Genomic DNA, 24,935 nt, shown 5'->3' with positions numbered 1-24,935 from the left:
GCTGCTTAAGATACCTTTGCAGACTCTGGTCAACAGTCTGACAAAAAAAGGGTTGGTTTTCGTGTTGCACTGGTGAAGCGGGTGTTTACCGTTCAGGTCATTGTCGCCCTGCTGTTGTCGGTTATGGTTTCCGACGCGCTGCATCTTACTTATCCTGGCTGGGCGTGTTGTTTTTCGACATCGGGGTTACGCTGTCCCAGCCTGGCACAAGAACGAAAGCGTGATGGCTGCATGTTCTGCCATTTCATAAAGGCCCGGCTGAACGTCTGCTGCGACCCAAAACCGTGGCGTAGGGCAATAGTTGTAATGCTATCCTGGCTTTCAGCCAGTTCTTGTGCCGCCCGTTCCAGACGTTTCTGCCGAACATAGCCTAAGATCGTCATTTGGTTGACTTGTTTAAACATATGCTGGATATGCCATCTGGAATAACCCGAACGCGTGGCAACATCATTAATGCTGTGCACTCTGTGCAGGTTCATATCAATCCAGCGTGTCAGGTCTTCAATGATTTGCTTTTTATAAGGCACAATCTTACTTTCCCGGTTTTGTTGCAGTGAGTGGTGTTCACTACGAAATCATAACGTTTCTTTGGTTAAAAGTAATCGATTACTTTTTTTCCTTGTTTCTTTGATTATGTCGGGATGGCTAATCGGTTATATTCGTACGTTGATAATCTAAACAGCAGGTTGTGCAACAGAATAAGAAGGGCATTCAGGGTGACCGGGAAAATTGAGTATCAGATTGAAAAGTACAGTTTTACCGAAATTGCTGAGCCAACCCGACTGACCGCGCAGTGGGGGGAAGTGCTGGAGGAGTGCCGTCAGTTACCAGCTGGTGCAGAAGAACGTCTGCGCATCGCATTGCTGAATGTCGACTATGTCACCAGCTTTGAACTTCCCTTCAGACTGCTGCTGACGCGCGCACCTCAACTGATTGCCGGGTTGCGGGATGAATTTCAGCTTCAACAGAAAAACGTGCTCTTTAACGGCAAGCGTTTTGGTTGCGTTTACAGCCTGAACACCGATTTGAATAGCATACCAGACGAGTTCCAGTATCGCCTCTCAACCCGCATCCGCCGCGTCGATGCAACTGGCGGGAGTGCCGCCCCTTATCAGCAAATCGCCAAAGAGGTCAAAGCTCCGCGTGAGCGGCTTAAACTGGCGCTTGAATCGGCATTGCAGGTTACGGCGCTGGATGGGCTGTTTTGGTTTGGAATTCAGCGCATTGCCGCAGATGTGCAACGCTTAAGAAAAACGGGGATGAGAATCGCCACTGCCGAAATCGAGGTATTCGATAATCTCACCGGCACCACCCGACGCGTTCCGTTCTACCGGCTTGAAAGTTAATCGCGTGTCCCGAACCGCAGCGGTTCGGGACGTGCACAACCTTAAGACGTTTCCAGCAGCGAACGCTTCATGGTCCCGGTGAGGTTATCCAGCAGGTTCTTCAGCAGTTGTACCGCCAGCATCACGCTCTGCAAATTGTAATAAAGCGCCACATCATTCTGGATAAGATACTCTGTAAATTCGCGATTTTTCAGCAATGACAGCGCCCGGTTAACCTGCTCACGCAGGTGGTTACAGTTATTCAGATAAACGTCCAACGACGAATACATGCCATCCATCAGTTGATGAAGAAGGGCATTAACTTGCTCAAATTCTGTCACCAGTTCGTGGTGGCGCTGGCCGTGCTTTACAAAACCATTGATACCCATTGGGATCTTCCCTCTGTCACGCCATCACCCGTCAGAAACTCTGCCAGTTTGTATCATTCCCTTTATTCAGGGAGGCGGGCAGTGGGGCTAACGCCTTTAACACCGGTTGTGGCCTGACGGTATCTGCAAGCTTCGCTATCGGCAGCGCTGCGCCGGACAGGACGAACTGGCTGACCAGCCCGGACAGCGTCTGCGCCTGCTCCTGAAGTGAGGCGGAGGCGGCGGAGGCTTCCTCTACCAACGCAGCATTCTGCTGGGTGACGTCATCCATCTGACTGATAGCCTGATGCACCTGCGTAATACCGGTATTCTGCTCTTCGGCCGCCGCGGCGATTTCACTGACCAGATCGTTAACCTGCCTGAACGCGGTCTTCAAACCGGCCATGTTTTCTTCCACGGTTTCTGCCTGAACGGCACCGGATTCCACCAGATTATAGGAGCTGTCGATAAGCTGCTTGATTTCCCTGGCCGCCTGGGTGGAACGCTGTGAAAGACTGCGCACTTCACCTGCGACAACCGCAAAGCCTTTGCCGTGTTCTCCAGCCCGTGCGGCTTCTACCGCGGCGTTAAGCGCCAGAATGTTGGTCTGAAAGGCAATGCCCTCAATCAGCGTCACGATTTCCGTAATTTTTTTCGAACTGCTTCTGATCTCCGCCATAGTATCCAGCATGCTGGCCAGCGATGCTTCACTGGCGTCCGAAAGCGCTGTCGCATTGCTGGCAAGACGGCTGGCCTGGCGGGTATTATCCGCCGTCTGTCGCACGGTTTCACTCAGTTCGGCCATGCTGGCTGCCGTCTGTTCCAATGAGGCAGCCTGCTGTTCTGTTCTCGATGACAGATCTTCATTCCCCGCGGCAATTTGGGCCGAAGCGGAGCTGACAGAATGGGACGCCGTACTGACCGAGGAGAGTGCAGTTCCCACACGCGTCAGAAGTTGGTTGAATGAACGGGCCATAATACCGACTTCATCTTTTTTGCTGTCGTCTGCGGTGACGCTCAGGTCCAGGTTTTCACCCGCATGGTTCATAATATCGCCAATGCGTCGCAGGCTGTGACGAATACGCAGAATTGTCATGGCAGCCAGGGTGCCGAGAATAATCAGAGCCGCGGCTACCCCCAGAGTCATGCCCCACAGCGTACGCTGATAAGTGTCATGATTGATGGTTCGTAAGTTATTTCCCAGCGAGATATTCAGTGCCAGCTGCTTGCGATAATTTTCCTTAAGCGAATAGATAGCTCCGGCTATGCCATTTTGGTTGTCGTTATTAAGCAGGTTCAACGTAACATCATCCTGATGCGCTCGTGATGCGGTAAGAAATTCAGGCAGGCGCGATTCAATCACCTTCAACATGGTTAATGCGTTTTCCGCCATTTGTCTGTCTTGATCGCTGGAGGTATCGTTTTTTAAGTAATAATCAGCGAGGGTTTTGATACCCGACAGGCGCTGCGAAATTTCTTGTTCAACGGCTGGCATTTTGCTGTTATCGGTCTGACTCTGGTGTCGGTATAGCGCAACTGAAAGCCGGTTGCTGCGATCTATTAACTCGCCCAGATCTTTAATCGAAGGAATCGCATTGACCTGCACATATTCAAAACGATCCTGAAAACCGGCCAATAGTCGGAGAGAAGTTATGCCGATAATAACAAGTGAAGCAGAGAGTAGAACGAAAGCCAGCGTGAGCCTTTGTGTGATATTCATCATTTTCTACCTGGTAAAATGTTAATAAAAATAATCTGTCACTTCCGAACCATCGGCAGGGACGATAGAACTTTTATTTCAAATAAAATGACTTAATTTATTTACACCTTTCACTTTTTTTGACTGACAAGAATTTCCCTGACAGTGTTTTTTTCTATATCAACTGCGGTGGTCTGATGCGCGAGCGGCCATCCATTGACGGTATTGCGCCGGTGACATCTCCATAATTTGATTAAAGGCTTTACGGAAAGCGGTTTCTTCCGAGTAACCACAATCTCTGGCAATCTGACGAATGCTGACACGGGTGCTAATGAGCATGGTACAGGCCGTTTCAATGCGGACCCGGGTAATAAATTCTTTCGGTGTTTCCTGCGACAGTGCTTTAAATTTGCGCTGGAGGGTTCGCTCCGTGGTGTTCAGCGCAGAGGCGAGCTGTGCCGCATTGATGGAGGGATTTTGCATGCGAATAATCTCCTCGGCGCGCACTAAAAATGGTGTCCCGGAGTGAATGGAACCTGGCGATGCGCTGAGATGCTGACGCAAAAAATGGTTATCGGTAAGTGACATCTCTGAAGTGAGATTTGCCACCTCTGTACCTGCCGCTTTTTCGATAATATTTAGGGCCAGTGAAATCCATGAAAAACACCCGCCGGTGGTAAGCACTCCGCGATCCTCCTCCAGCATTTTACCTCGTGCCGGGATGGCGTCAGGATAACGTTCCTGCAACATATGACTGACCCACCATGTGGTGGCGTATGACCTCCCTTTGAGCAAACCTGCCTCCCCGAGAACAACCCCACCGGTACCTGAAGCGGCCACCAGCGCGCCATTGTCATACATTTTTCTGAACCAGGTGGCGGCCAGGTTAATGTCCGCTAAGTTCAATGGTTGCAGATCCGGCCCCAGCAGCATGCCGGGCGCAATTACGACATCGGGTTGGCCCGCCCCCTGAAAGGAGCTGTCAATATGAATAAGCCGGCCTTCGGTATCCCAGACCGGTGCACCATCGGCGCTGACAATCAGCGTCTCAAAGGTTTTTTCGGGAAACTTGATGGCATGAGCTGGGGAGGCGGCTATCGCTTTATTGGTTATCCAGAACAAGTCTGCCAGGCCTGCGATGGCCGAAAGCACGCTGCCTTCCAGGGCCAGTATGGCAATACGCATTTATCTCTTCCTGTTGTTAAATTGTCGTAAATTGCGTGAAAAATGTGACTTTTTTACCTGCTGATTTTCGTAATGCTTATCGGCCTCGCTGTGGTTCTGTGTATTTGCCTGAGTAAAGCTTTGACTGGACCTGATTATTTCATGAAATCAACAGATACGGCTGCGTTTAACAACCTTTTCTGCTGGCAGGAAGTGAGGGAAAGCTACGCAGCTCTGACGTCTGGATAAGGTATGAACAGGAAAAACACCATGCCTTAAGCAAGGTTATTTGCACGAGTGAGGGGGATTAACGGTTGCTGAAGGACAACAGCATTCAGGCATCAGGTGCCTGAATAGAAAGCGCTGCGCCCGGCAGCGATATAAAAAGGATCAGATTGATGCGGCTGGTTTTAAAAATAAATTTAATTCGTCAATAATGTATCCAGGTTCTTCCTCAAGCGGCATATTATGTAAATCTAAAATCCCTTCGTTTTTTCGTGGGTCATCAGCCAGCAAGGTGGCAAATAAAGGCGTAAGGTTATTTTGTTCTTCCCCGTGTTCTGCCACCAGTTCAAACGTTTTATTTATTGCGGCGTCGCTGGTCAGGGCGCTAACCAAAACACGGGCGATTTGTGCGCGGGATATTACGCCATCTTCTGGCGTACCGGCATGGCGGCGGTCGCCCTGGAGCATGACGATGTGATGTTGATCATTATGGTTATAATCAAACCAGCCCGGTCTGACGATGGTATAAGGATGGCCACTTGCCCGGACCAACCGCTCGGCACGCCTTTTCCAGTCATGGACCTCTGTCTGCTGATTCCAGCTACCCAGCCGTTCGGTGACACCAATGGTAGTCATTAACACGATACGTGCCTGCGTGCCGCGAAACCTTTGCAGGACATTACGCACTCCGCCATAATCAATTGCCCTGGCGCCGATACGTCCCTGCCCATCAGAACCCAGCGTAAAGATAACGGCATCAATATTCTCCGCCACGTCAGTTAATGTTTCGGGCTGAGACACATCGCCGTAGAATATGTCAGTGCCATGTGGGAGAAGTTTTACTTTGCGCTGATTCCTGATCAGTGCTCTGGGTTGGTGACCCATTTCTATTGCCGTCTTCATAACATGAAGACCAATACTTCCGGTCGCCCCGGCAACAAGTATTTTCATGATAAACCTTCTGTGGCTTCAGATATATTTTCACTACAGATAGAATATCAACCATCATTGTTATCAGTAACGGGGTTAAAATGATTGTGTCTATGAACACCCCTCATAAATATGGTTTGTCGGGGCGGAGATGAATAAGGAAATAACCGATGCTTAAAGAAAACTTCAATGAATTGCAGATTTTCCTCGTGGTGGCAAGAGAGCGAAGTTTTACCAAGGCAGCCGCAAAATTGGGTGTTTCGCAGTCAGCTCTGAGCCATGCGATGAAAGCGCTGGAGGAGCGCCTGAACATCCGTCTGTTGACCCGTACCACGCGCAGCGTTGCGCCAACCGAGGTTGGCGAAAGAATAATTGCCTGCCTTGAGCCTCGTCTCGCCGATCTTGAGCAGGAACTGGCGTCGCTTATTCAACTGGGGGGCACTGCCTCAGGTAATATCCGCTTATCAGCCGGGGAGCACGCCGCACGCAGCCTGGTGTGGCCCAGGTTGAAATCCTTCCTCCGGGAATACCCGGAAATCAATGTCGAGCTGGTGGTGGATAACGGTTTTGTCGATATCGTGGAAGGGCGTTTTGATGCCGGCATCCGCCTTGGCGAAAGCGTTGATAAGGACATGATCGCCGTCAGGATTGGGCCGGATATGCGGATGGCGGTGGTTGGATCACCGACCTATTTTGCCGCTAACCCAGCCCCCCACACGCCACATGAACTGCAAAATCATCGCTGTATCAATATGCGTTTGCCGACTGCGGGTGGGCTGTATCATTGGGAATTCGAGCGGGAAGGCAAACCGTTGCGTGTCAGAGTGGAAGGGCAACTGACGTTTAATCTGTTAGCGGAAAGAATCGATGCGGTATTGTCGGGATTCGGTATCGCCTGTGTGCCAGAGAATATGGTGCAGGACTTTATCAAATCAGGCGAACTGGTTCAGGTGTTGCAGGAGTGGTGTCCCTCTTTCGCCGGATACTATCTTTACTATCCCAGCCGCAAACAGCACCCGCCAGCCTTCGCGCTACTGATTGATGCACTTCGTTACTCGGAATAACTGGCCTGCGCTGAAAAGCAGGCCAGCTTCAGCCTTAGCGACCTACCCGGGACTGTAATGAGGCCGGATAACGTTCACCGACGATTTTCACTGTTTCGAGCGCCTGCGTGATTTTACTCAACTCATCCGACGCAAGGATAAGGTCTGCGGCCGCCAGATTCTCCTCCAGTCGGTGCAGTTTGGTCGTGCCGGGAATCGGTACAATCCACGGTTTTTGTGCCAGCAACCAGGCCAGGGCGATCTGAGCAGAACTGACGCCTTTTGCGGCGGCAAGCTCCGCCAACAATGCAACCAGCTTTTCATTGGCTGCGAGAGCTTCGGCTGCAAAACGTGGCACTTTGCTGCGGAAGTCATCCGCACCGAAAGTTGCCCCAGCCTTGATGGCACCGGTCAGGAAACCTTTACCTAACGGGCTGAATGGCACAAAACCAATGCCCAGCTCCTCCAGTAAAGGCAAGATTTCCTGTTCAGGCTCGCGCCACCACATCGAGTATTCGCTCTGCAAAGCGGCAACCGGTTGTACCGCATGCGCGCGACGAATGGTCTGCACACCGGCTTCGGACAAGCCGAAGTGTTTGACCTTACCTTCGGCAATCAGATCTTTCACCGTGCCCGCGACATCTTCAATCGGTACATCTGGATCGACGCGATGTTGATATAGCAGATCAATCACGTCGGTGTTGAGGCGGCGTAATGATCCCTCAACGGCGGTACGAATGTGTTCAGGGCGGCTGTTTAAAATCTGCTGCTTGTTGTCATCACCGAAGGTAAAGCCAAATTTGGTGGCGATGACCACACGGTCGCGCAGCGGTTTTAAGGCTTCGCCCACCACCTCTTCGTTCAGATACGGGCCATACACTTCGGCGGTATCGAAAAACGTGACGCCACGTTCTACCGCAGCACGAATAAGTTCGACCGCCTGACGGGTATCCGTAGCCGGGCCGTAGCCGTGGCTCAGTCCCATGCAACCCAGTCCAAGCGCCGATACTTCGAGTCCGGATTTACCGAGATAACGTTTTTGCATCAATCTGTTCCTCTTCAAGGCAATCATCTTTGCAAAAAATCGTAGCGGTGCGATTGTCCATCATCGGAAATGCGCGATAAATCGCGCCGCTACGGATGAATTTAAACGTCGAGTTTGCGGCCAGTCAGCCATTCCACCATCGCGGGGTCGCGATGTGAGAAAAATGCGCTGGTTGCGGTATCGAGCGCGGTAATTTGCTGCATGTCTTCCGCGCTGAGTTCGAAATCGAGGATATTAATATTTTCTGCCATGCGGTCTTTTCGCACTGATTTTGCCAGCGAAACGATGCCGCGCTGGAAGATCCAACGCAGGACCACCTGACCCACGCTTTTGCCATACTGGTTACCGATCGCCGTTAATACGGGATGCTGGAACAAACCGTTTCTCCCTTCGGCAAAAGGTGCCCAGGCTTCAGGCTGAATCCCACGGCTTTGCATCCACGGCGCTGCCTGTAGCTGCTGGGTAAAGGGGTTGACTTCAACCTGGTTGACAGCCGGCACCACCTTATTAAAGGCGATAAGATCAGCCAGTCGATCCGGGTGGAAGTTGCTCACACCAATCGCCCGGATTTTCCCTGCCTGTTGCAGTTCTTCCATAGCGCGCCAGGCACCGTGGACGTCACCGTAAGGCTGGTGAATCAGATACAGGTCAACATAATCCAGTTGCAGTCGATTCAGTGAGCGCTCGAACTGTGCCTTAGCACCGGCGTAATGGGTGTCCTGCAACCACAGTTTGGTGGTGACAAAGAGTTCATTGCGGGCGATGCCGCTTTGCTTCAGCGCATTCCCGACCTGGGTTTCATTCTGGTAGGAAGCCGCCGTATCAATCAGGCGATAACCGGTTTCGATAGCGTCAATCACCGCTCTTTCGCACTCGGCGGCATCCGTCATCTGGAATACACCAAAGCCCAACAGGGGCATGTCGATACCGTTGTTCAGTTTTACTGTTTGCATCAGGTTGTCCTTCAGATGTGCTTGTGTGCCAAGCATAACGCAGCGAGATTTATTCGATTAGAGGGTGCAATCAGCTAGGGTTAATTAGCAGAGCTCATTAATACATGAGCCCTGCCTTTGGTGGTTCACGCTTTCGCCAGCGCTTGTTGCAGTGCGTTCCCCGCTCGGATCGCTGCGTCGGTTTCGCCGTGCTCACGCAGAAGCTGAACCAACTGGCGTAGTTGTCCTGCCGTCAGACCGATGCGCTGGCTGGCGCGCATATGGGATAACAATTGCGCCTCAACGCCGGGCGTGGCAGCTAATGCGCCCACCGTTGCCAGTTCGCGGCTTTGCCAGTCGAGGTTGTCACGGGCAAAAATGTCCCCGAACAGATGAGTTTGCAGGTACTGATTAATCACCGGCGCGAAATCAAATAACGGTCCCTGGACAGGTGCACCGGAAATTTTGGTCTGATTGGCGGTACCAACGCGGCGCAGTTCATCCCCGACAGGAATGGCGCTGGCTGGCTCATTACCTGCCATATCGTGGACCCCGCGTTGTTGTCGCGTCTCAACCACCTTCATCAGGGCATTTAACGCATTTAAACTGCGCGGAAAACCGGTGTAGGCATACAGCTGAACCAGGACTTCTTTGATTTCGTTGACCGTCAGCCCGGCGTCCAGCCCCTGATTTAGCGCGGTATCGAGTTTTTCCATCTGGCTGGTTGCCATATACGCAGCAATCAATGGGATGGCCTGCTGGCGTGCCGACAACGTGGGTGATTTTTCATCCGTGCCGGTTGTCGCTGGTGCAGCATGGACCGTGAGACTGCAACCCAGCATCAGCAGGAGCGCCGCAATCAAGACCTTAATGGGCGTGGTATTGTTCATCCGTCACTTTCTCCATCCAGTTAACGTTGGTTCCATTTACCCTCCCGGTTATCGCCAGATGTGTCATGGCACTGCCCGGGGCTGCGCCATGCCAGTGTTTGACGCCAGGCGGGCAGAAGACGACATCGCCAGGGCGAATGATCTGTATCGGCTGGCCCTCCTGCTGCGTCAGACCCACACCGGCAGTGACAATCAACCGTTGACCTGCCGGATGCGTATGCCAGGCGGAACGTGCGCCTGGTTCAAAGGTGACATACGCCCCCGAAACCTCGATGCCGTGATCAGGTTGAAATAACGGATCAACCCGGACGCGTCCGGTAAAGTTCTCCGCTGGCCCATACAGGGCGTTTTGACTTCCGGCAGGGGCGATGATTTGCGCCTCAGCCGCGAATGCAAGAGTGAAGAAGGGCAGTAACAGCCCGAGGTAACGTTTTTTTCCGGTCATGCTGTGCGTCCTTTTCATTGATGAAGGGGAGAGTCAGCCATGATATTAACGAGGGTAAAATGTCGTCAGACTGACGCTTCCCTGACAATTTTGTCAGTTGGGCATCTGGCAAGTGGCTGGGGATCCGTTTGCATGGCAAAGGTCAACCCAAAGGTATTCATGCCTTCTTCACTGCGTGCAAAGACCTCCCCCCGATGCATAATCGCCACGGCGCGAACGATCGACAGCCCCAGTCCGTGATGGGTATCGCTGCGGGTGCGGGAGGCGTCGGCCCGATAAAAACGTTCAAAAAGGCGAGGGTAGATATCGGTTGATAAAGAGGTGACAGCCATTAATGCGCTGAGAATAAGAACGAATGCCAGGCTGGCTTTATTAACCGTCGCTGCCTGCGTTCGTGCCTGTAAATTAAGCATGGTGACCCGTCTGGATATAAGAAGATGCGAGCATGTTAACGGGTTTGTGCGGTGAGATAATGTCAGGTAACGGGATAGGGATTATGAGTTTTTTTCATTAATCTCAGTGAGACGAGCTGGCGGGTTGTAGTAGTGGTGGGATTCCTGCGCATATGTTTAAAATAATGGTTTATTTAAACATATCATCGAAAAGCCCTCCCACTCTCCACCAATCCTGCACAGAACTCATAGTGGAGAGTTTATTCATCATCTTCCATCAACCCGATCATCGCCCCTTTGTGGGCTTCAACCATGCGTATATAACGCATGACGGTTTCCGTTCGGGTCCAGGTGCCTTCCTGCATAATCTGCGCTACCGAAAATCCTTTTCTTGCCATGTCCTGAGCAGCACCCACGCGGGCGCTGTGGCCGCTCCATCCGGCATACCGACCTTTATTGGTTCTGCTGCGAGCCACTACACCGACTGCATTCCGTGCGCGAAGAAAGATTTCCTCGAGGCAGGGGGTACTCATCGGTGCCAATCTCGGTTTCGTCACGCAATTGGCGCGGTGAACCGGACAAAAAATCATAGCATCCGGTTCACCGCTCAGTCCGGCAGCGATAAGCCATTCCGTCAGGCGCTGGCTTGACTGCCTACTCAACGCCTTCACGATGCCACCGGACTGAACGATGGTTTTAGTCCAGGCCACGTCGAGAATAATGCGGCCATCAGCCGCGCGTGAAATATCGCGTACCCGCAGGCGGGATAATTCGCTGAGACGAAGCAGCGTGCTGTAGGCAATATGCATAAAGGCAAGGTCACGCAACTGTTGTAGCCGAGGGGAGCCCTGCCAGGCTGCATCGAGTTTTTTCAGGTCCTGTCGGCAGAAGGGCACGGCCTGCCCGGTGCGCTCACCCGCGATCACGGCCGCGCGATTGATTTTCTTAACCACACGAAACACATCGGGAGAAACGTTCGGCGGCACCAGCCCCGCGTTACGGTGTAACATTGAGATCAGCGCTGCATGGGTGGCAATGGTGGAAGACGCGCGACCAGCGGATTGCAGATGCAGCAAATAATCCCGCAAGTCTTCCGGTGTCATGGGCAAAAAAGAGCGGCGGTTTTCTTCAGCCCAGCGCCAACAGATCCGCATGACGCTGAGCAGTTGCCGCCAGGTGTTAGAGGAAAAAGCCTCACGATCGCGAACGAAAGCAGCCAGCCTGGCTGAAATATCGTCGTTGGTGCTGAAGGGTTGTAGCAACGGATTTGCGACGGTGATTTCGGTCATTTTTGTTCAGTTTCCATCCGTTACCGGTAAGATCGTGCTACGTGAAATCTGGCAAAAGCGCAGGGGAGTTATACGTCAGATTTCACGTACGAGCGCCTGATTTTTATACGGGTTTTCTGCTGCCGAGTCCCCACAACCGTATGCCAGCTGCCGGACGGAAGAGGAAACTGATAATACAGGCTTTCCTGACCTAATATAAGTGTAATTATATTAGGTTAGAGGATCGAGAGAGATTATCGGTGTCTCAGTGAGAATCTGGCAAATCAATCAGTGCAAAAACCATTCGGTCAGTAGAGGGGTCTACTGACCGACGCTTCGGAGACTTAACCGCGAAAACGGATCTTACGTGTCACGATGAAACCTTTCCCCGAGGATCATCAATGTGCTGTTTCGCCACGTCATAACGGATGCCTTCGCGATGCAGAATACGCACGTTTTTAACCACCGTTGCCAGCGCCTGTAAAAACGTTGCTGAATGTTCATGTCGCTCATAGGCTTCAATATCGGCCCAGCCCTCGGACAGATGGAAGGCATCCGGGTTTACCAGGTCTTGCGAAAATGCATAGAAAACGCAACCGGGCAGTTGTTGTGCCGCCTGCATTTCAGGCTTCACCGCATCGATAAACGTTTGGCGATCATCCGGGTGCACGCGATAGTAAGCGCTGACAATGATTTCGGTAGCTTGCGTTTTGTCATGATCGCCCGCAGACGAGATACATGCATCGGGGGTATTTACACTCATTTTACTCTCCAGAAATTCGCTGATGATTGATGTCATTACCTTAACAACGCATTCAGGCAGGCTGATCGCCGTTAAACGCGCGCCAGGCGGCGAGCGTATCCAGTGATTCACGCAGTAACTTTATTTTTCCCTGTTCTGCCACCAGGCGTCCGGCATAGGTTTGTTTATACAAACGATCAGTGCCGGTTATTGCCGCTTCGACGCTGTATTCACCGAATGCCTGCGTCGGGGTATCGATAAAAAACTGGATATTGCGGAAGCGAAAATCAGGCACCTTTTTCAACAATCCGGCGATAAACGCCGCAATTTCCTGTGGCCCCTGAACCCGATGTGGTAGCCCCAGCGTCTGGAGGTAAGGTAATTCCAGCACGCCATCTGCGGCAAAAAGCGCGGCGGCAGCATGGGGATCCTGAATATTGTCGAGGTAGTTCTGAAGTAATTGCACGGCGGTTTTCATGATGAAAGCTCCTGTCATTGTCGGTGCCAGACCGTATCGTTGGCGTGCAGCAACAATAAACAAACTCAGGAACTCGCAAAATAGCAAAGAATGAAATCCATCATTTCAAAATTGCAATGATGGATAACCGATCAGGACGGCTTAACGATGCTCAGACGGGCCAGCGCCATGCGGGTTCGCTGAGGTGCCGGGCAAAAAAGTCAGACAGTACCCTGACCTTTAACGGGCGACTGCGCGCGGTGGGTGTCACAAAGTACAGTCCTCCCTGTGTCATCGACCACTGATCAAGCAGATGAACCAGACGACCCTCTCTCAGATATTCGGCCGCGATAAACTCCGGCAATTCAGCAATACCCAAACCGGCCAACAGGGGAGGAAGCAGAGCATCTGAATTTGTCACCCGCAACGGGCCATTCGGCACAATATCTTCCTGGGTGCCAGATGTATGGGTAAAGCGCCAGACCTGGCTGCGCGCCCGCCAGGCATAGCTGAAACAGGCTCGGCCAGACAGTTCGCGGGGATGTTGTGGCGCACCGTGCTCAGCAAGATAGGCCGGAGAGGCCACCAGATACTGCGTTACCGCACAAAATTTGCGTGCCACCAGGGAGGAATCCGGCAGCGCCGCAATGCGCAATGCGGCGTCAAAGCCTTCGGCAATCAGATCGACTGACGCATCGGACAGATGAAGGTCCACGCTGAGTTCGGGAAATTGACGAATCAGTTCAGGCAGCAGCGGTGCAACCCAACGTAATCCGAATGACATCGGCACTGCCAGTCGCACCTGACCGCGAGGTTGCACTGACAGTTCATGGGCCTCACTTTCGACTTCTTCAGCCTGGCGATACATTTCCGACGCCCTGGCGGCCATGCTTTGTCCAAATTCGGTCAGGGCCAACTGCCGCGAGGTGCGGTTGAATAGTCTGCCCCCCAGACGTTCTTCAAGTCGCGCCACGGCGCGCGACACCGTGGGCACAGACACCCCCATCACACGGGCGGCGGCGGCGAAGGAACCTTCCTCGGCCACCTTTGCAAACATCGCGAGTCCTTCAAAATCAGGAAATCTGGTCATTTCAATTCTGCAATGATGAGTTTCAAATCATTCTATTTTGAAAATCATCTCAGGTCGATAAGCTTCTTCCATCGCGGCAACCCATGCTGCCGCTCACGACAACTATCTGATAACAGGGAAATTCAAATGAAAACTCATCGCATCGCTTCCACGTTGTTCGCTTCCACATTATTACTGGGGGCTGTCAGTCTGTCTGCCTCAGCCGCGCCGACAGTGAGCATTTCCGGCGTTGACCATGCGGGCATCAACGTGCCGGATCTGGCTACGGCGATTACGTTTTTCCAGACCACCTTTGGTGCGAAGCTGGAATCCGACATCACTCCCGGTGCGATTCCGGATGCGTGGAAAATGGCGTTTAACTGGCGTAAATCCAGCGAGCTGAAGCGCTTTGTCATGATGCGCCTGCCAGATGGCACAGGGGTGGAGCTCTTCCAGTACAGCGGTAAGCAAATCGATCACCACCGCCCACATCAGGATGATGACGCAGCAACCCATATCGCGTTACGCACCCAAGATGTCCAGTCCAGTTATGACGCGATCAAAAAAGCGGGCCTGACAACCCTGAACGAACCGGTTACCAATGCCGACGGCACCCAATGGTTCTATTTTTTGACGCCGTGGGGATCGCAAATTGAGCTGGTGGGCAAAGTGAAAAAGGCCGTCTGACCGGGGAAAACATGAAAACGTCAATCACCAAAGGTCTGTTGCTGGCTGCACTGCTGGCAACCACAACGGCCTCATTCGCGGAGAACAGCACCATGAACATGAACACCACTCAGGCTGCACCTGCGGGCCTGCAACAGCTTATCGATCGCCATTTCGCGATATGGAACAATCCCGATGCCGTTGAGCGATCCAAAGGATTCGCCGACGTCTACACAGCGGATTTTTTTGTCGCCGATTACGATGGTTTGTCTGCGGGCGTGGAACGCGTCAATGCCGCCATTAATAAGGTGCAGTCGCAACATCCCGGCTTTATCTTTACTCCAGCACCGGTGGAGTGGAACCACGGCATAGCCCGGGTTACCTGGGGCTATGGCCCCAAAGACAACCCGTATCGGGTACGCGGCGAAGATGTCTTTACCGTCAGTCACGGCAGGCTGGCGAGTGCGCGGGTGTTTCTCAGTAAATAATCCGCATTGTTAAAACGGTAATTGGCGTAGCGGCGCGATTTATCGCGCATCATCCAGCGATGGTGACGTAAAACCCGCGCGATAAATCGCGCCGCTACGGGTGGGGTGTAGGTTTGTGGTCAATCGGATATCTTATTTAACATAAGATACATTTCGCGATCCGAGATATAGAGGCAAAGCTGACCTGACCATATATCCCGCTGATATCAACGCGTTACTTGCTGCTTGCAGGTCAGTCAACTGCGATGATTCTGCACAAGTTGTATGGGTTCTTCGTATTTGCCAGCCATTTTTTCGCGATGAGGTATCGCTTCCACCACATTTCCCTTCTCGGTGATCTGCGAGGCGAGAGCATCAAAAGAGACTGAACTCACAATGGGATCTTTCATGTGATTGATGTAGATGTAGGTTTTGTCGCCATCGCCTTTAACATACATTACTGATTCTTTTTTTATCAGGTACTTACACCCGCCAACCGCATTTATATAAAGCATAAATTCAACTTCGAAGGGAAACGAGCAGTGAGATTATTCCTAATGCCGTCAAATGGATATGATCCTGCATAATCTTTTCGTTTTCTTTAAAGGTACCCACAAGCAATTTATCACCCAGCATGGCTTCAGCCATCCGGCGTTAGCGGAATTTTTCCATCTCACCCACTATCAGGATCACGAATTTACGCCACAGTTACAGCAATCGATTTTGCGGGAACTCCGTCTGCGTCATGCCGAACGGGAACAACAATTCGACTCATCCCCCTTTTCGGTCTTTCAACAGGCGGTAGCCACCTTAGCCAGCCGCATTGAACTGAATGCGGCTGAAAGCGCCATTCTGGCATTCACATTACAACTCCATCAGGAACGCTTGCTGGATGAAACTGCGGACTGGCTTGGGCTGGTGACCTCGGTCAATGTGTACCGAATCCTGGCGACTTTGCTCGATTTCCCGGAAAGCGAGATGCGTGCTGCGCTTGGTGCCGACAGTTTATTAATGCAAACCGGCCTGATCAGCCTGGAAACCAGCGGCTCGCACTCGCTGCGTAATAAGCTCGAACCCTTTTCACCCACGCTGTGTGAACGCCCATCTGCCGGCGGTTAACGTGTTACTCCGGCAACGCTAATAGTTGACGCGGCAACATTGTCAGCCGTTCAGCACCCTCCGGAGTGACGCGCACCGTTTCACTGAACGCCAGGCTCTGGGCCGAGATATACATATGGAACACCATGTCTGCTTCCAGTACCCATGTCGCACTGGCATGGAAACAGGTGGAAAAGTCACTGGGCCGCGGCGTACGCGTATACAGTCCCAGTGCATATCCGGTGACGTTGGGATAATCCGTGCGCAATCCGCGGCTGAGTATCGTATCCCGCACGATGGCATCGATTTCGCCTGCACTGACACCAGGTTTCATCGCACGGAGTTGTTGATCCTGGATCGCGATCAATTGCTCGGCGAGCTCAGCGCGGTGTGACGAGATATCACCGACGATAAACGGACGCATCAGGCGGGCGCTGTAGTGCCTGACCTTGGGGATGAGTTCAACGTGCAGGACATCCTGGCGCTGCAAGCGTTGTTCATGGCCACTGGCATGCAGAAATCCGTTGTCACCACTGGCAATGACGATAGGACCGGTTTCACCGGTATCGGCTCCGAGACGCAGAAACTGCCCGGCCGCCAGCGCTGCAACATCACGTACCCGCCAGCCACCCTGTACTTCATTACCAATGCGGTTGAGCGTGGCATCGGCAATCGCCGCCGCCTGGCGCAAGGCCGTCAACTCAGCGGGGAATTTGACACTGCGCAGCCGATCGCTGATGGCGGAGAGATCGCACCACTGCACATCAGGCAGGTGACGAGCTAGCTGCTGCCAACTGTGTACCGTCATGCCATAGGAGTAAAAGTCAGCGCCAATGCGTGCTCGTTGATAACCGCGCTGCACGAGGCTGTGCGCCACAGCAAACCAGGGGTCTTCATCGTCACGATATGTCTCCACCACCAGTTGCGGCGACTGCGTACGGCAAGGTACTTCATCTAACTGACGTAACACCATCCAGGGTTCCCCATTAAGGGGAACCAGGCAAGCGCGATATAAGGTTTCAGAGACGGTATAACCGGTCAGCCATGCCAGCAACTCGCCGTGGTCGACCACCATAATATCAACCTCTGCCTGCTGCATGGCGGCACGCAGACGACTCAGCGCTTCAGCAATCATTATGCACCCTCAACCGGCTGGCAGATCGCCAGAATGGCGAGGAGATAAATGCGTACCATATCGAGGAATTCGCTGATTTCTACTCGCTCATCCGGCATGGTGTTGTATTTTCCGCCAGGACCGCAGACGATACCTTCCATACCCGCATGCTGATAAAAATGCGCAGCATCAGTACCATAGAAGGCAGGTGGCGTGATCACACCGGTGGGTTGTTCGGTACAGCGCACGGTTTTCCATGCTTGATTCACCGCTTTGACTATCGGCGATTCCGGGGAGACTTCAAAGGGCAACATCGTGGGTTTATCGCGGATACCGTCATCGAACAACACGGCCTGAAGGCCGGGATAGCGTTGACACAGCGTATCCAATAATGCCTGTAAATCGGCCAGAACGCCTTCCACGGTTTGCCCTGGGGCGAAGCGTGCAGAACCTTTTAAGCGCACAAAATCAGACACCTGCGGCGGGCGCCACTCTTCCAGTTCACGCCCCAGCGCACCGTGTACCACGCCGATGTGCCCCCGGTTAATTTTACGATGCTCAGCGGTTTTCGCGCCGCTAAAGGTCATGTTGTTGATCTGCGGGATCAACTCGACCGCCGCGCTGATGGCGTCTACCGCTTCTTCGCGTTTTGACAGATGACGCGTATCACCGGTCAGTTCAATGGTGAACATCAGCGAACCGGCGTGCATGGTCAGCGCCTGCAAATCGGTTGGTTCCGCATTAATGAAATAGTCAGCGCGAACCCCCTGCTCAATCGCTGCCAGCGTGCCGATACCGCCCTGCAATTCGCCAACCACATAAGTGAGGATCACATCGCCTTTCAACTTTACACCGGCATCAATCAGCGTTTTTAGTGCGCAGAAATAGGCTGCGTCCCCTGCTTTCATGTTGGACACGCCGATACCGTAAATAAACTGGTCGTCAATTTTTCCTTCCCAGGGATCGACGGTCCAGCCTTCGGTGACCGGGTTAGTATCAAGATGCCCGTTAAACAGCAGACTGTTACCTCCGCCGCTGCCCGCCAGGCGACCGATGGCATTCAGCCTGTCGCCTGGGACGTTTTGCAATTCGGTGGTCAGGCCCAACTCTTTCATCTGCCCGGCCATATATTTTGCTAACTCGCGCTCGCCGTCGGTGGCGCTGTAACTTTTGTGTTGCACCATTTTTGCCAGAAAAGAGAGACAAAACTCGCGATCAATGTGGTGAATTAACTGTTCAGGATTCATGCGCTTCTCGTTAAGCAACGGACTGGGATAGGTCGGGAACGTGCACTGCATCAAGCAATGCACGGGTATAATTGTGTTGTGCCAGCGCGGCCATATTCTCGCCGGGTAGCACCTCCACCACGTCACCGCGATACATCACCGCCACGCGATGGGCGATTTGACGGATCAGGTTGAGGTCGTGGGTGATAAACAGATAAGCGGTGCCGTAGCGGCGACGTAACTCCAGCAACAGCTCGATAATGGTGGCCTGCACAGAGACATCCAGCGCGGCGGTTATCTCATCACAAATCACCATGTCAGGGGGATTCGCAAACGCACGCGCGATGGCAACGCGCTGTTTCTGGCCGCCCGACAATGCGTGAGGATAGCGGCTGGCAAATTCAGCCGGCAGGCGCACCTCCTCAAGCAAACGCGCCACCGCCTGCGCCTCGGTTTCTCCGGGTGGCAAACCGTACAGGCGTAACGGGCGGGCAATAATCTCGCCGATGGTCATCCGTGGATTGAGGGAGGCGTCAGGATGCTGGAAGATCATCTGCACACGGCGGCGATACTCTTTATCCATCTGCGCCCGACCCTGTACGCTGTAGCCGCAAAAGTCGATCGCACCCTCAAACGGCACCAGCCCGGTTATGGCTTTACCCAACGATGATTTCCCGGAGCCTGACTCCCCCACCACACCGAGGATTTCGCCCTGGTGCACGGTCAGTGAGACGGCATTGGCCGCGCGGGTGGTATTGGCTTCACGTTTCAGCAGGCGATCAATCAAGCCCTGCTGACCATAATCAATGGTTATCTTCTCAAGACTGAGGAGGGGTTGCGTTCCTGCGCCATCCTGCACCAGCCGCTGCTGCGGATTAGGCACCGCAGCGATCAGTTTGCGGGTGTAGCTATTGCACGGCGCGTTAAACAAGCTACGCGTCTCAGCCTGTTCCACGATGCGCCCCTTTTCCAGCACGCAGACCCGGTCGGCGACTTTCGACACCAGGGCCAGATCGTGGGAGATGTAGAGCGATGCCACGCCAGTCTCTTCGCGCAGACGTTCATACAGGTCAAGAATTTGCGCGGAGCTGATCACATCCAGTGCCGTCGTTGGCTCATCAAAAATCATGCAATCCGGCTGACAGGCAAACGCGGTTGCGATCAGGATCCGTTGCTTTTCACCACCGGAGACCTGGTGCGGATAGCGGCGCATCATGCGTGCCGGATGTTTCAGCTCCACATCATGCAGCAGCGCTTCACCCAACTCCTGCGCCTCACGCGCTGATAAGCCACGATGACGACGCAGCACTTCAGTCACCTGTTCGCCCAGCGTCAGCGTCGGGTTAAGCGAGGCGCTGGGATCCTGAAAAATCATACCGAGCTTTTTGCCGCGCAATGCCATCAGTTCAGGTGCGGGCATAGCGAGCAGGCTGCTGCCATGCAGACGGATATCACCTTGTTTTTCCCGTGCATTGCTGGCCAGCCAGCGCATAATTGCCCAGCCAAGCGTGGTTTTACCGGAACCAGACTCGCCCACCAGTCCCAATACTTCGCCCGGCATCACTTGCAGGTTGATATCGCGCAATACCGGCAGTGTCTGACCATTCTGTAACGCGTAATCGAGGCTGTAATTTTCTACCGACAGCACCGGTGCAAGGTTGTCACGCATCAGTGGCTCCTTGGGTTAAGTACGTCACGCAAACCATCGCCGAGTAAATTAAACCCGATAGCGACCAGCGCGATGGCCAGTCCGGGGATCATCATCATCCACGGTGCATTGAAGAAATAAGCCCGTGCTTCTGAAACCATCAGTCCCCACTCCGGTTCAGGGGGTTGTGCACCCAGACCGAGGAAACTCAGCGTGGCAAACAGCATGATGGCGAAGGCTACGCGGATGGTGGCCTCCACAATGATCGGCGCGAGAATATTCGGCAGCATCTCCCGCAGGATGATGTAGTGCCCTGCTTCCCCGCGCGCGATTGCGGCGTTGATGTAATCCTGTTGACGTGCTGCCAGCGCCACGCTGCGCGCGATCCGTACCATGCCAGGCACGAACGCGATGGTGATCGCCAGCACCGCATTCATGCTGCTTTGTCCCAGTGTGCTGACAATTAACAGCGCGAACAGCAGGCTGGGGATCGCCATCACCGCATCCATGGTGCGCATCATAAATTCATCGATCTTGCCGCCCAGATAGGCACTGGCAGTACCGAGCACCGAACCGATGATCATCGCTAAAGCGGTTGCCAGCAGCGATAACAAGATGGTGGAGCGTGCACCGACCATGACCCGGCTGAAGATGTCGCGCCCCATCTGATCGGTGCCAAACCAGTGTTCGGCACTGGGGGGCTTATAACGTGTCAGAATGGAGATCGCCTCAGGATCAAAAGGCGCTACATGGGCTCCCCCTACCACCATCAACAACGCCAGCAATAAAATCAGTAATCCGGCGGCACCCTGTGGCGAACGCACTAAACGTTTCAAAATCTCAGGCATAGGAAATCCGTTTATCCAGAATCACGTAGGCTAAATCGGCCAGAAAGTTCACCACCGAATAGGTTGCGGCGAGGATCATTACACCCGCCTGAATGGTCGGCAGATCGCGCGCCTGCACCGCAACAATCAGCTCGCGGCCAATACCTGGAATGGCAAAGATCTCCTCCACCACCACAATGCCGCCCAGCAGATAACCAACGTCTAATGCCACGATGGTGATAGTCGGGAGCAGACCATTGCGCAGCGCATGCCGCCACAGAATGCGGCGACGCGTTAACCCCTTCAGCCAGGCGGCGCGGATGTAATCCGTGTGCAATACATCCACCATTTCCGAGCGCACCATGCGTGAAACATGCGCCACCAGAATCAGCGCAACGGTGATCGACGGCAGAATCAGGTGCTGAACACCGCTGACGAAGTTCTCACTCAGCGGTACATAACCAGTGGCGGGCAAAATCTGCCAGACATCGGCAAACAGCAGCAGCACCAGGGTGGCGGTGACAAATTCAGGAAAAGAGATGCCAATGTAGGAGATCACGCTGACCAGTACATCGGCGGTTTTGCCACGCCGCACCGCTGCCCAGATCCCGAGGGGAATGGCGATCACCAACATCAACAACAGTGCACACATCGCCAGCAACAGCGAACGTGATAACGCTGTCAGCAACGTCGGGCCAACCGCCAGGCCATTACGCATCGACACACCAAAATTGCCCTGGAACGCCTGCGTCAACCAGTGCCAGTATTGCAGCCATGCGGGGGCATCCAGCCCCAGACGTTCACGCACAGCGGCTAACGCTTCCGGCGTCGCGTTTTGTCCCAATAAGGTGACAGCCGCATCCGCTGGCAGCAGTTGGGTGATACCAAATACCAACAGTGACACCACAAGTAAGGTGTAAATCATCAGCAGAAGGCGTTTAAGCAAATAACTCGCTGTCACGGTCGCTCCTTACACTGCGCGCTTGGGGGCTTTGTCGGTCAACCACGTATGGTCGAGACGGAACACCGCTCCGCGCGGATGCAGATGATAACCACCAACATAATCGCGGCTGGCTGCCAGCAGGTCGAAGAAGGTCGGGATCAGCGATGGCACCCCGTCATGCATCAGTTGTTGCGCTTTGCCATACAGCGAGGTGCGTTGGGCTTCGTCGTTGGTTTCTCGGGCGGCACTGACCGCAGCATCAAACTCCGCGTTGTTCCAGCGAGTTTCATTCCACGATGCAGTTGAGGTGTAGAGCAGCGAGAACACTGCATCCGGGGTGGGCTGCATGTTGTAAAAGCCGACGTAAAAGTTGCCTTTCTTCCACACCTGGTCGAGATAGGTGCTGTGCGCCATGGTCTGAACCTCGATGCGGAACCCTCCCTGTTTTGCCATTTCGCGCAGCGCGATACCCAACTGGGTACGGGTGGCCGGTTTGTCCGAGGCGATCAGGGTTAAATCGAGGCCGTTCGGATAACCTGCTTCCGCCAGCAGGGCCTTGGCTTTGCTGTAATCCACGGCCTTTTTCGCCAGGTTGGCGAAGTAAGGATAGGCGGCGTTGATCGGTGTATCGTTACCTGGCGAACCCAGACCATCCGCCACGAAATCCACGGATGCCTGGCGATCGACGCACAGCGCCAGCGCCTGACGTACGCGTTCATCATTGAACGGTTTCTGATCGCAACCCATGTTGACATTGAGGAACTGACCGGAGGCCACCCGTAGCGGCAGCACACCGGATGATTTAGCAAGACGAGCAAATTCACTCGACTGCGCACTCAGCATCAGATCGGTGTCACCGGAGATTAACGCTGAGCTTTCGGCAATACCGTCGGGATAGACCACCACCTCCACGCCATCCAGATACGGACGTGCCGGGTCGTAATAATGTGGGTTACGCGCCACCACAATTTTGCGTTCAGGATCGTAGGACACCAACTGGAAGGGACCGGCACCCAGCGACGCTTTGCTGAGTTTGTCAAACTGCCCTTGGGCTATGCTGGCTGGAATAATTTTCGCATCGGGATAGGCGAGCATCACCGGCAAGTCGGCATAGGGTGCATCCGTTTCAATCAGCACCGTGTTGCTGTCTTTAGCGCTGACCGCTTTAATCGGCCCGATGTTATGCAGGGCTGGCGAGGCATTTTTCGGGTCGAGCAACGCTTGCAGACTGGCGACCACGTCGGCGGAGGTCAAGGCTGAACCATCGCTGAATTTCAGATTCGGACGCAAGGTAAAGGTCCATTGTTTCAGGTCGACGCTGGCTTGCCAGGATTGCGCCAAATCCGCTTCGGCTTTCATCTCCTGGGTCAAACGCGTCAGACCGCTATACAGCAGCTCCGCCACAAGATATTCCGGGTTAACGCGTACCTGGTGGGGATTCAGCACGCTGACTGCCTGATCAACGCTGATGCGCAATACACCACCCTTACGCGGGGTACCGCCCGGTGTGGCGCTGGCGACCTGCGCGGCATGGGCTGAGAACGACCAGGGTATCATCGCCGCGCCGGTCAGAGCGGTTGAGCTGGCGATAAACTGTCTGCGGTTTAACCCTTTCATTGCACACATCTTCTCTTCCTCGTTAGTTTGTTAACTACCCTGGGGTTGCTGAAAATCATCGGCGAGATACGCCAGAATCGACTGCGAAAGCGCCATGACATCTGCCATCGTTGTGTACTCATCGGCGGCATGAATGCGGTTGTCGGGACGGGCCAGGCCGCCCAGTAAAATCTCCTGAATACCGGCTTGCTGTACCCACCCCATATCGGAGCTGGTCGAGGATCCCCAGGGTTTAAATTCTTCAGCGTTAAAGCCAAACCCCTGACTCAGTGCTGCCTGCCAGCGTGGCCAATGGGGTCCAACGGGATCGCTCACCGGAGCCAGGTGCCCAATCATTTGCAGGGTGACATCAAGGGCGGCGCTGCCCTGCATGGCGTTATGCACGCAGAGGGTCAACTCCTGCCAGACTGCGTCAAAGGTTTCTTCGGGGGCGTAGCGGCGGTTAATCAGCAGCTCAAAACGTTCGGGAAGGGTGGAACCTTTGCTACCGCCGTGGGCGGCCGCCAGTGTCAGGCGTGAGGTGAGAGGTTTGCCGTGATAATGCGGTGGTGCAGGCATCGCAGAGGTGCGTTGTTCAACTTCGGCTTTCAGCTGATACAAGGCATTCATCAGTGGCAGCGCGCTCTCAATGGCATTAATACCGTTAACCGGATCGCCCGAGTGTGCCGAGCGTCCGGTAATAATCACTTTGAGATCGATACTACCGAAACAACCTGACCAGATACGTGGCACCGCCCCGCCGTTAAAGCTAAGTAAATGGCCTGCGAAGTGCTGCTGCTCAGCAAGATAGCGAATGCCGGGATAGAGCCCACCCTCTTCATCGGTACAGAGTAAAAACACCGGGTTGAAACGCAAAGGCAGATCGCAGGCCTGAGCGGCACGAATCGCCGCCATCGCCGCCACAATCGTCCCTTTCATATCCGCCGCGCCGCGGCCAAACAGCTTGCCTTCCGCCTCCGTAAGCGCCAGCGGTGAGAAGCGCCAGCCATCACCAGCAGGCACGGTATCGGTATGAAAGTAGAGATTACAGTTTTCAGCTGCACCCGCGTCGAGCGATGCCAACAGATTGACCCTTTCGCCATGCGCACTGCCATCAGGCGCTTGCCACAAATGTTGCGGCACAGACACGCGCTGGAAGCTGAATTTCATGGGCGCTAACAACTGCGTCATCAGATCGGCAAACTGCGCGTAACCGTTGCCGGGTGGAAAGCAGGTATCCACCGCCAACATCTGTCGCATGTCATCGGTGATCTGATCCCCATCTTGAGTTATCTTCTCTAACGCGTTGTTAAAGCGGGAATTATCTGTCATAGGTATATCGTCTTTTGCATTTCT

General features: G+C 53.7%; 26 protein-coding genes and 1 pseudogene. 5 read left to right on the top strand and 22 right to left on the bottom strand.

What is annotated here, in order from left to right; translation table 11 throughout:
- Positions 1-149: 149 nt before the first annotated feature.
- The gene (locus CTZ24_RS26210; RefSeq protein ID WP_208727156.1) at positions 150-527 is read right to left on the bottom strand and encodes a helix-turn-helix domain-containing protein; all 378 of its coding nucleotides are present in this window, start codon (positions 525-527) and stop codon (positions 150-152) included.
- A 189-nt stretch (positions 528-716) separates the two neighbouring features.
- On the opposite strand from CTZ24_RS26210, the gene CTZ24_RS26205 reads away from it, so the two are divergent.
- Entirely contained in the window at positions 717-1,346 is a 630-nt protein-coding gene (locus CTZ24_RS26205; RefSeq protein ID WP_021185487.1) for an ECs1377 family protein, read from the top strand.
- A 41-nt stretch (positions 1,347-1,387) separates the two neighbouring features.
- Here the strand turns inward: CTZ24_RS26205 and CTZ24_RS26200 are convergent, their stop codons facing one another.
- The 4 genes from CTZ24_RS26200 to CTZ24_RS26185 form a co-directional block, all read right to left on the bottom strand.
- The gene (locus CTZ24_RS26200) at positions 1,388-1,714 is read right to left on the bottom strand and encodes a hypothetical protein (RefSeq protein ID WP_021185488.1); all 327 of its coding nucleotides are present in this window, start codon (positions 1,712-1,714) and stop codon (positions 1,388-1,390) included.
- Positions 1,715-1,745: 31 nt separating this feature from the next.
- Positions 1,746-3,413, bottom strand: coding sequence for a methyl-accepting chemotaxis protein (locus tag CTZ24_RS26195; protein WP_208727356.1), 1,668 nt, complete (start codon positions 3,411-3,413; stop codon positions 1,746-1,748).
- A 159-nt stretch (positions 3,414-3,572) separates the two neighbouring features.
- Positions 3,573-4,577 carry a GlxA family transcriptional regulator gene (locus tag CTZ24_RS26190; protein ID WP_208727155.1) on the bottom strand — a complete coding sequence of 335 codons (1,005 nt, stop codon included), beginning with the start codon at positions 4,575-4,577 and terminating at the stop codon, positions 3,573-3,575.
- 369 nt (positions 4,578-4,946) lie between these two features.
- On the bottom strand, positions 4,947-5,732 hold the full coding sequence (locus CTZ24_RS26185; RefSeq protein ID WP_208727153.1) for an SDR family oxidoreductase: 786 nt from the start codon (positions 5,730-5,732) through the stop codon (positions 4,947-4,949).
- A 149-nt stretch (positions 5,733-5,881) separates the two neighbouring features.
- Between CTZ24_RS26185 and CTZ24_RS26180 the strand changes: the two genes are divergently transcribed.
- On the top strand, positions 5,882-6,775 hold the full coding sequence (locus CTZ24_RS26180) for a LysR family transcriptional regulator (protein ID WP_208727151.1): 894 nt from the start codon (positions 5,882-5,884) through the stop codon (positions 6,773-6,775).
- Between the two features lie 34 nt (positions 6,776-6,809).
- Here the strand turns inward: CTZ24_RS26180 and CTZ24_RS26175 are convergent, their stop codons facing one another.
- From CTZ24_RS26175 to CTZ24_RS26135, 9 genes and pseudogenes are all read right to left on the bottom strand, one after another.
- Positions 6,810-7,799 carry an aldo/keto reductase gene (locus CTZ24_RS26175; RefSeq protein ID WP_208727149.1) on the bottom strand — a complete coding sequence of 330 codons (990 nt, stop codon included), beginning with the start codon at positions 7,797-7,799 and terminating at the stop codon, positions 6,810-6,812.
- Positions 7,800-7,900: 101 nt separating this feature from the next.
- On the bottom strand, positions 7,901-8,752 hold the full coding sequence (locus tag CTZ24_RS26170) for an aldo/keto reductase (RefSeq protein WP_208727147.1): 852 nt from the start codon (positions 8,750-8,752) through the stop codon (positions 7,901-7,903).
- A 125-nt stretch (positions 8,753-8,877) separates the two neighbouring features.
- Positions 8,878-9,621: a carboxymuconolactone decarboxylase family protein gene (locus CTZ24_RS26165; protein WP_208727145.1), complete on the bottom strand. Its 744-nt coding sequence runs from the start codon at positions 9,619-9,621 to the stop codon at positions 8,878-8,880.
- Positions 9,599-10,066, bottom strand: coding sequence for a (R)-mandelonitrile lyase (locus CTZ24_RS26160; protein WP_208727144.1), 468 nt, complete (start codon positions 10,064-10,066; stop codon positions 9,599-9,601). The genes CTZ24_RS26165 and CTZ24_RS26160 overlap by 23 nt, the downstream gene beginning before the upstream one ends.
- 65 nt (positions 10,067-10,131) lie before the next feature.
- Positions 10,132-10,440 (bottom strand): annotated as a pseudogene (locus tag CTZ24_RS26155) (ATP-binding protein); the annotation flags it as partial.
- Positions 10,441-10,718: 278 nt separating this feature from the next.
- The gene (locus CTZ24_RS26150) at positions 10,719-11,747 is read right to left on the bottom strand and encodes a tyrosine-type recombinase/integrase (RefSeq protein ID WP_208727143.1); all 1,029 of its coding nucleotides are present in this window, start codon (positions 11,745-11,747) and stop codon (positions 10,719-10,721) included.
- A 349-nt stretch (positions 11,748-12,096) separates the two neighbouring features.
- Positions 12,097-12,489, bottom strand: coding sequence for a putative quinol monooxygenase (locus CTZ24_RS26145; RefSeq protein WP_208727142.1), 393 nt, complete (start codon positions 12,487-12,489; stop codon positions 12,097-12,099).
- A 52-nt stretch (positions 12,490-12,541) separates the two neighbouring features.
- Positions 12,542-12,946, bottom strand: a complete 405-nt coding sequence (locus CTZ24_RS26140; RefSeq protein WP_208727141.1) for a nuclear transport factor 2 family protein — start codon at positions 12,944-12,946, stop codon at positions 12,542-12,544.
- Between the two features lie 151 nt (positions 12,947-13,097).
- Complete coding sequence (locus tag CTZ24_RS26135) at positions 13,098-14,015, bottom strand: LysR family transcriptional regulator (protein ID WP_208727140.1); 918 nt, start codon at positions 14,013-14,015, stop codon at positions 13,098-13,100.
- A gap of 126 nt (positions 14,016-14,141) precedes the next feature.
- On the opposite strand from CTZ24_RS26135, the gene CTZ24_RS26130 reads away from it, so the two are divergent.
- Together CTZ24_RS26130 and CTZ24_RS26125 are read left to right on the top strand one after the other, a co-directional pair.
- On the top strand, positions 14,142-14,681 hold the full coding sequence (locus CTZ24_RS26130; protein WP_208727138.1) for a VOC family protein: 540 nt from the start codon (positions 14,142-14,144) through the stop codon (positions 14,679-14,681).
- An 11-nt stretch (positions 14,682-14,692) separates the two neighbouring features.
- Positions 14,693-15,148, top strand: a complete 456-nt coding sequence (locus CTZ24_RS26125; RefSeq protein ID WP_208727136.1) for a nuclear transport factor 2-like protein — start codon at positions 14,693-14,695, stop codon at positions 15,146-15,148.
- A gap of 236 nt (positions 15,149-15,384) precedes the next feature.
- Here the strand turns inward: CTZ24_RS26125 and CTZ24_RS26120 are convergent, their stop codons facing one another.
- Positions 15,385-15,585 (bottom strand): hypothetical protein, encoded by a 201-nt coding sequence (locus CTZ24_RS26120; protein WP_208727134.1) that lies wholly within the window; start codon positions 15,583-15,585, stop codon positions 15,385-15,387.
- A gap of 109 nt (positions 15,586-15,694) precedes the next feature.
- Between CTZ24_RS26120 and CTZ24_RS26115 the strand changes: the two genes are divergently transcribed.
- Positions 15,695-16,246: a hypothetical protein gene (locus CTZ24_RS26115; protein ID WP_208727133.1), complete on the top strand. Its 552-nt coding sequence runs from the start codon at positions 15,695-15,697 to the stop codon at positions 16,244-16,246.
- A gap of 4 nt (positions 16,247-16,250) precedes the next feature.
- Here the strand turns inward: CTZ24_RS26115 and CTZ24_RS26110 are convergent, their stop codons facing one another.
- Genes CTZ24_RS26110 through CTZ24_RS26080 form a run of 7 tightly spaced genes read right to left on the bottom strand, consistent with a single transcriptional unit; the run spans position 16,251 to position 24,911 of the window.
- The gene (locus CTZ24_RS26110) at positions 16,251-17,360 is read right to left on the bottom strand and encodes a M24 family metallopeptidase (protein ID WP_208727132.1); all 1,110 of its coding nucleotides are present in this window, start codon (positions 17,358-17,360) and stop codon (positions 16,251-16,253) included.
- The gene (locus CTZ24_RS26105; RefSeq protein ID WP_208727130.1) at positions 17,360-18,586 is read right to left on the bottom strand and encodes a M20 family metallopeptidase; all 1,227 of its coding nucleotides are present in this window, start codon (positions 18,584-18,586) and stop codon (positions 17,360-17,362) included. The genes CTZ24_RS26110 and CTZ24_RS26105 overlap by 1 nt, the downstream gene beginning before the upstream one ends.
- A gap of 10 nt (positions 18,587-18,596) precedes the next feature.
- Positions 18,597-20,234 (bottom strand): nickel ABC transporter ATP-binding protein NikE, encoded by a 1,638-nt coding sequence (gene nikE, locus CTZ24_RS26100; RefSeq protein ID WP_021185512.1) that lies wholly within the window; start codon positions 20,232-20,234, stop codon positions 18,597-18,599.
- Positions 20,234-21,061 carry an ABC transporter permease gene (locus CTZ24_RS26095; RefSeq protein ID WP_021185513.1) on the bottom strand — a complete coding sequence of 276 codons (828 nt, stop codon included), beginning with the start codon at positions 21,059-21,061 and terminating at the stop codon, positions 20,234-20,236. The genes nikE and CTZ24_RS26095 overlap by 1 nt, the downstream gene beginning before the upstream one ends.
- A complete protein-coding gene (locus CTZ24_RS26090) occupies positions 21,054-22,001 on the bottom strand; it encodes an ABC transporter permease (RefSeq protein WP_208727128.1) in 948 nt (315 codons plus the stop codon). The genes CTZ24_RS26095 and CTZ24_RS26090 overlap by 8 nt, the downstream gene beginning before the upstream one ends.
- A 9-nt stretch (positions 22,002-22,010) precedes the next feature.
- On the bottom strand, positions 22,011-23,609 hold the full coding sequence (locus CTZ24_RS26085; RefSeq protein ID WP_021185515.1) for an ABC transporter substrate-binding protein: 1,599 nt from the start codon (positions 23,607-23,609) through the stop codon (positions 22,011-22,013).
- Positions 23,610-23,630: 21 nt separating this feature from the next.
- Positions 23,631-24,911, bottom strand: a complete 1,281-nt coding sequence (locus CTZ24_RS26080; protein WP_208727126.1) for a M20 family metallopeptidase — start codon at positions 24,909-24,911, stop codon at positions 23,631-23,633.
- Positions 24,912-24,935: the final 24 nt, after the last annotated feature.

Origin of the sequence: Pantoea phytobeneficialis, from assembly GCF_009728735.1 — a bacterium.
Lineage (GTDB): Bacteria > Pseudomonadota > Gammaproteobacteria > Enterobacterales > Enterobacteriaceae > Pantoea > Pantoea phytobeneficialis.
This window is presented reverse-complemented; position numbering and strand designations above follow the sequence as displayed.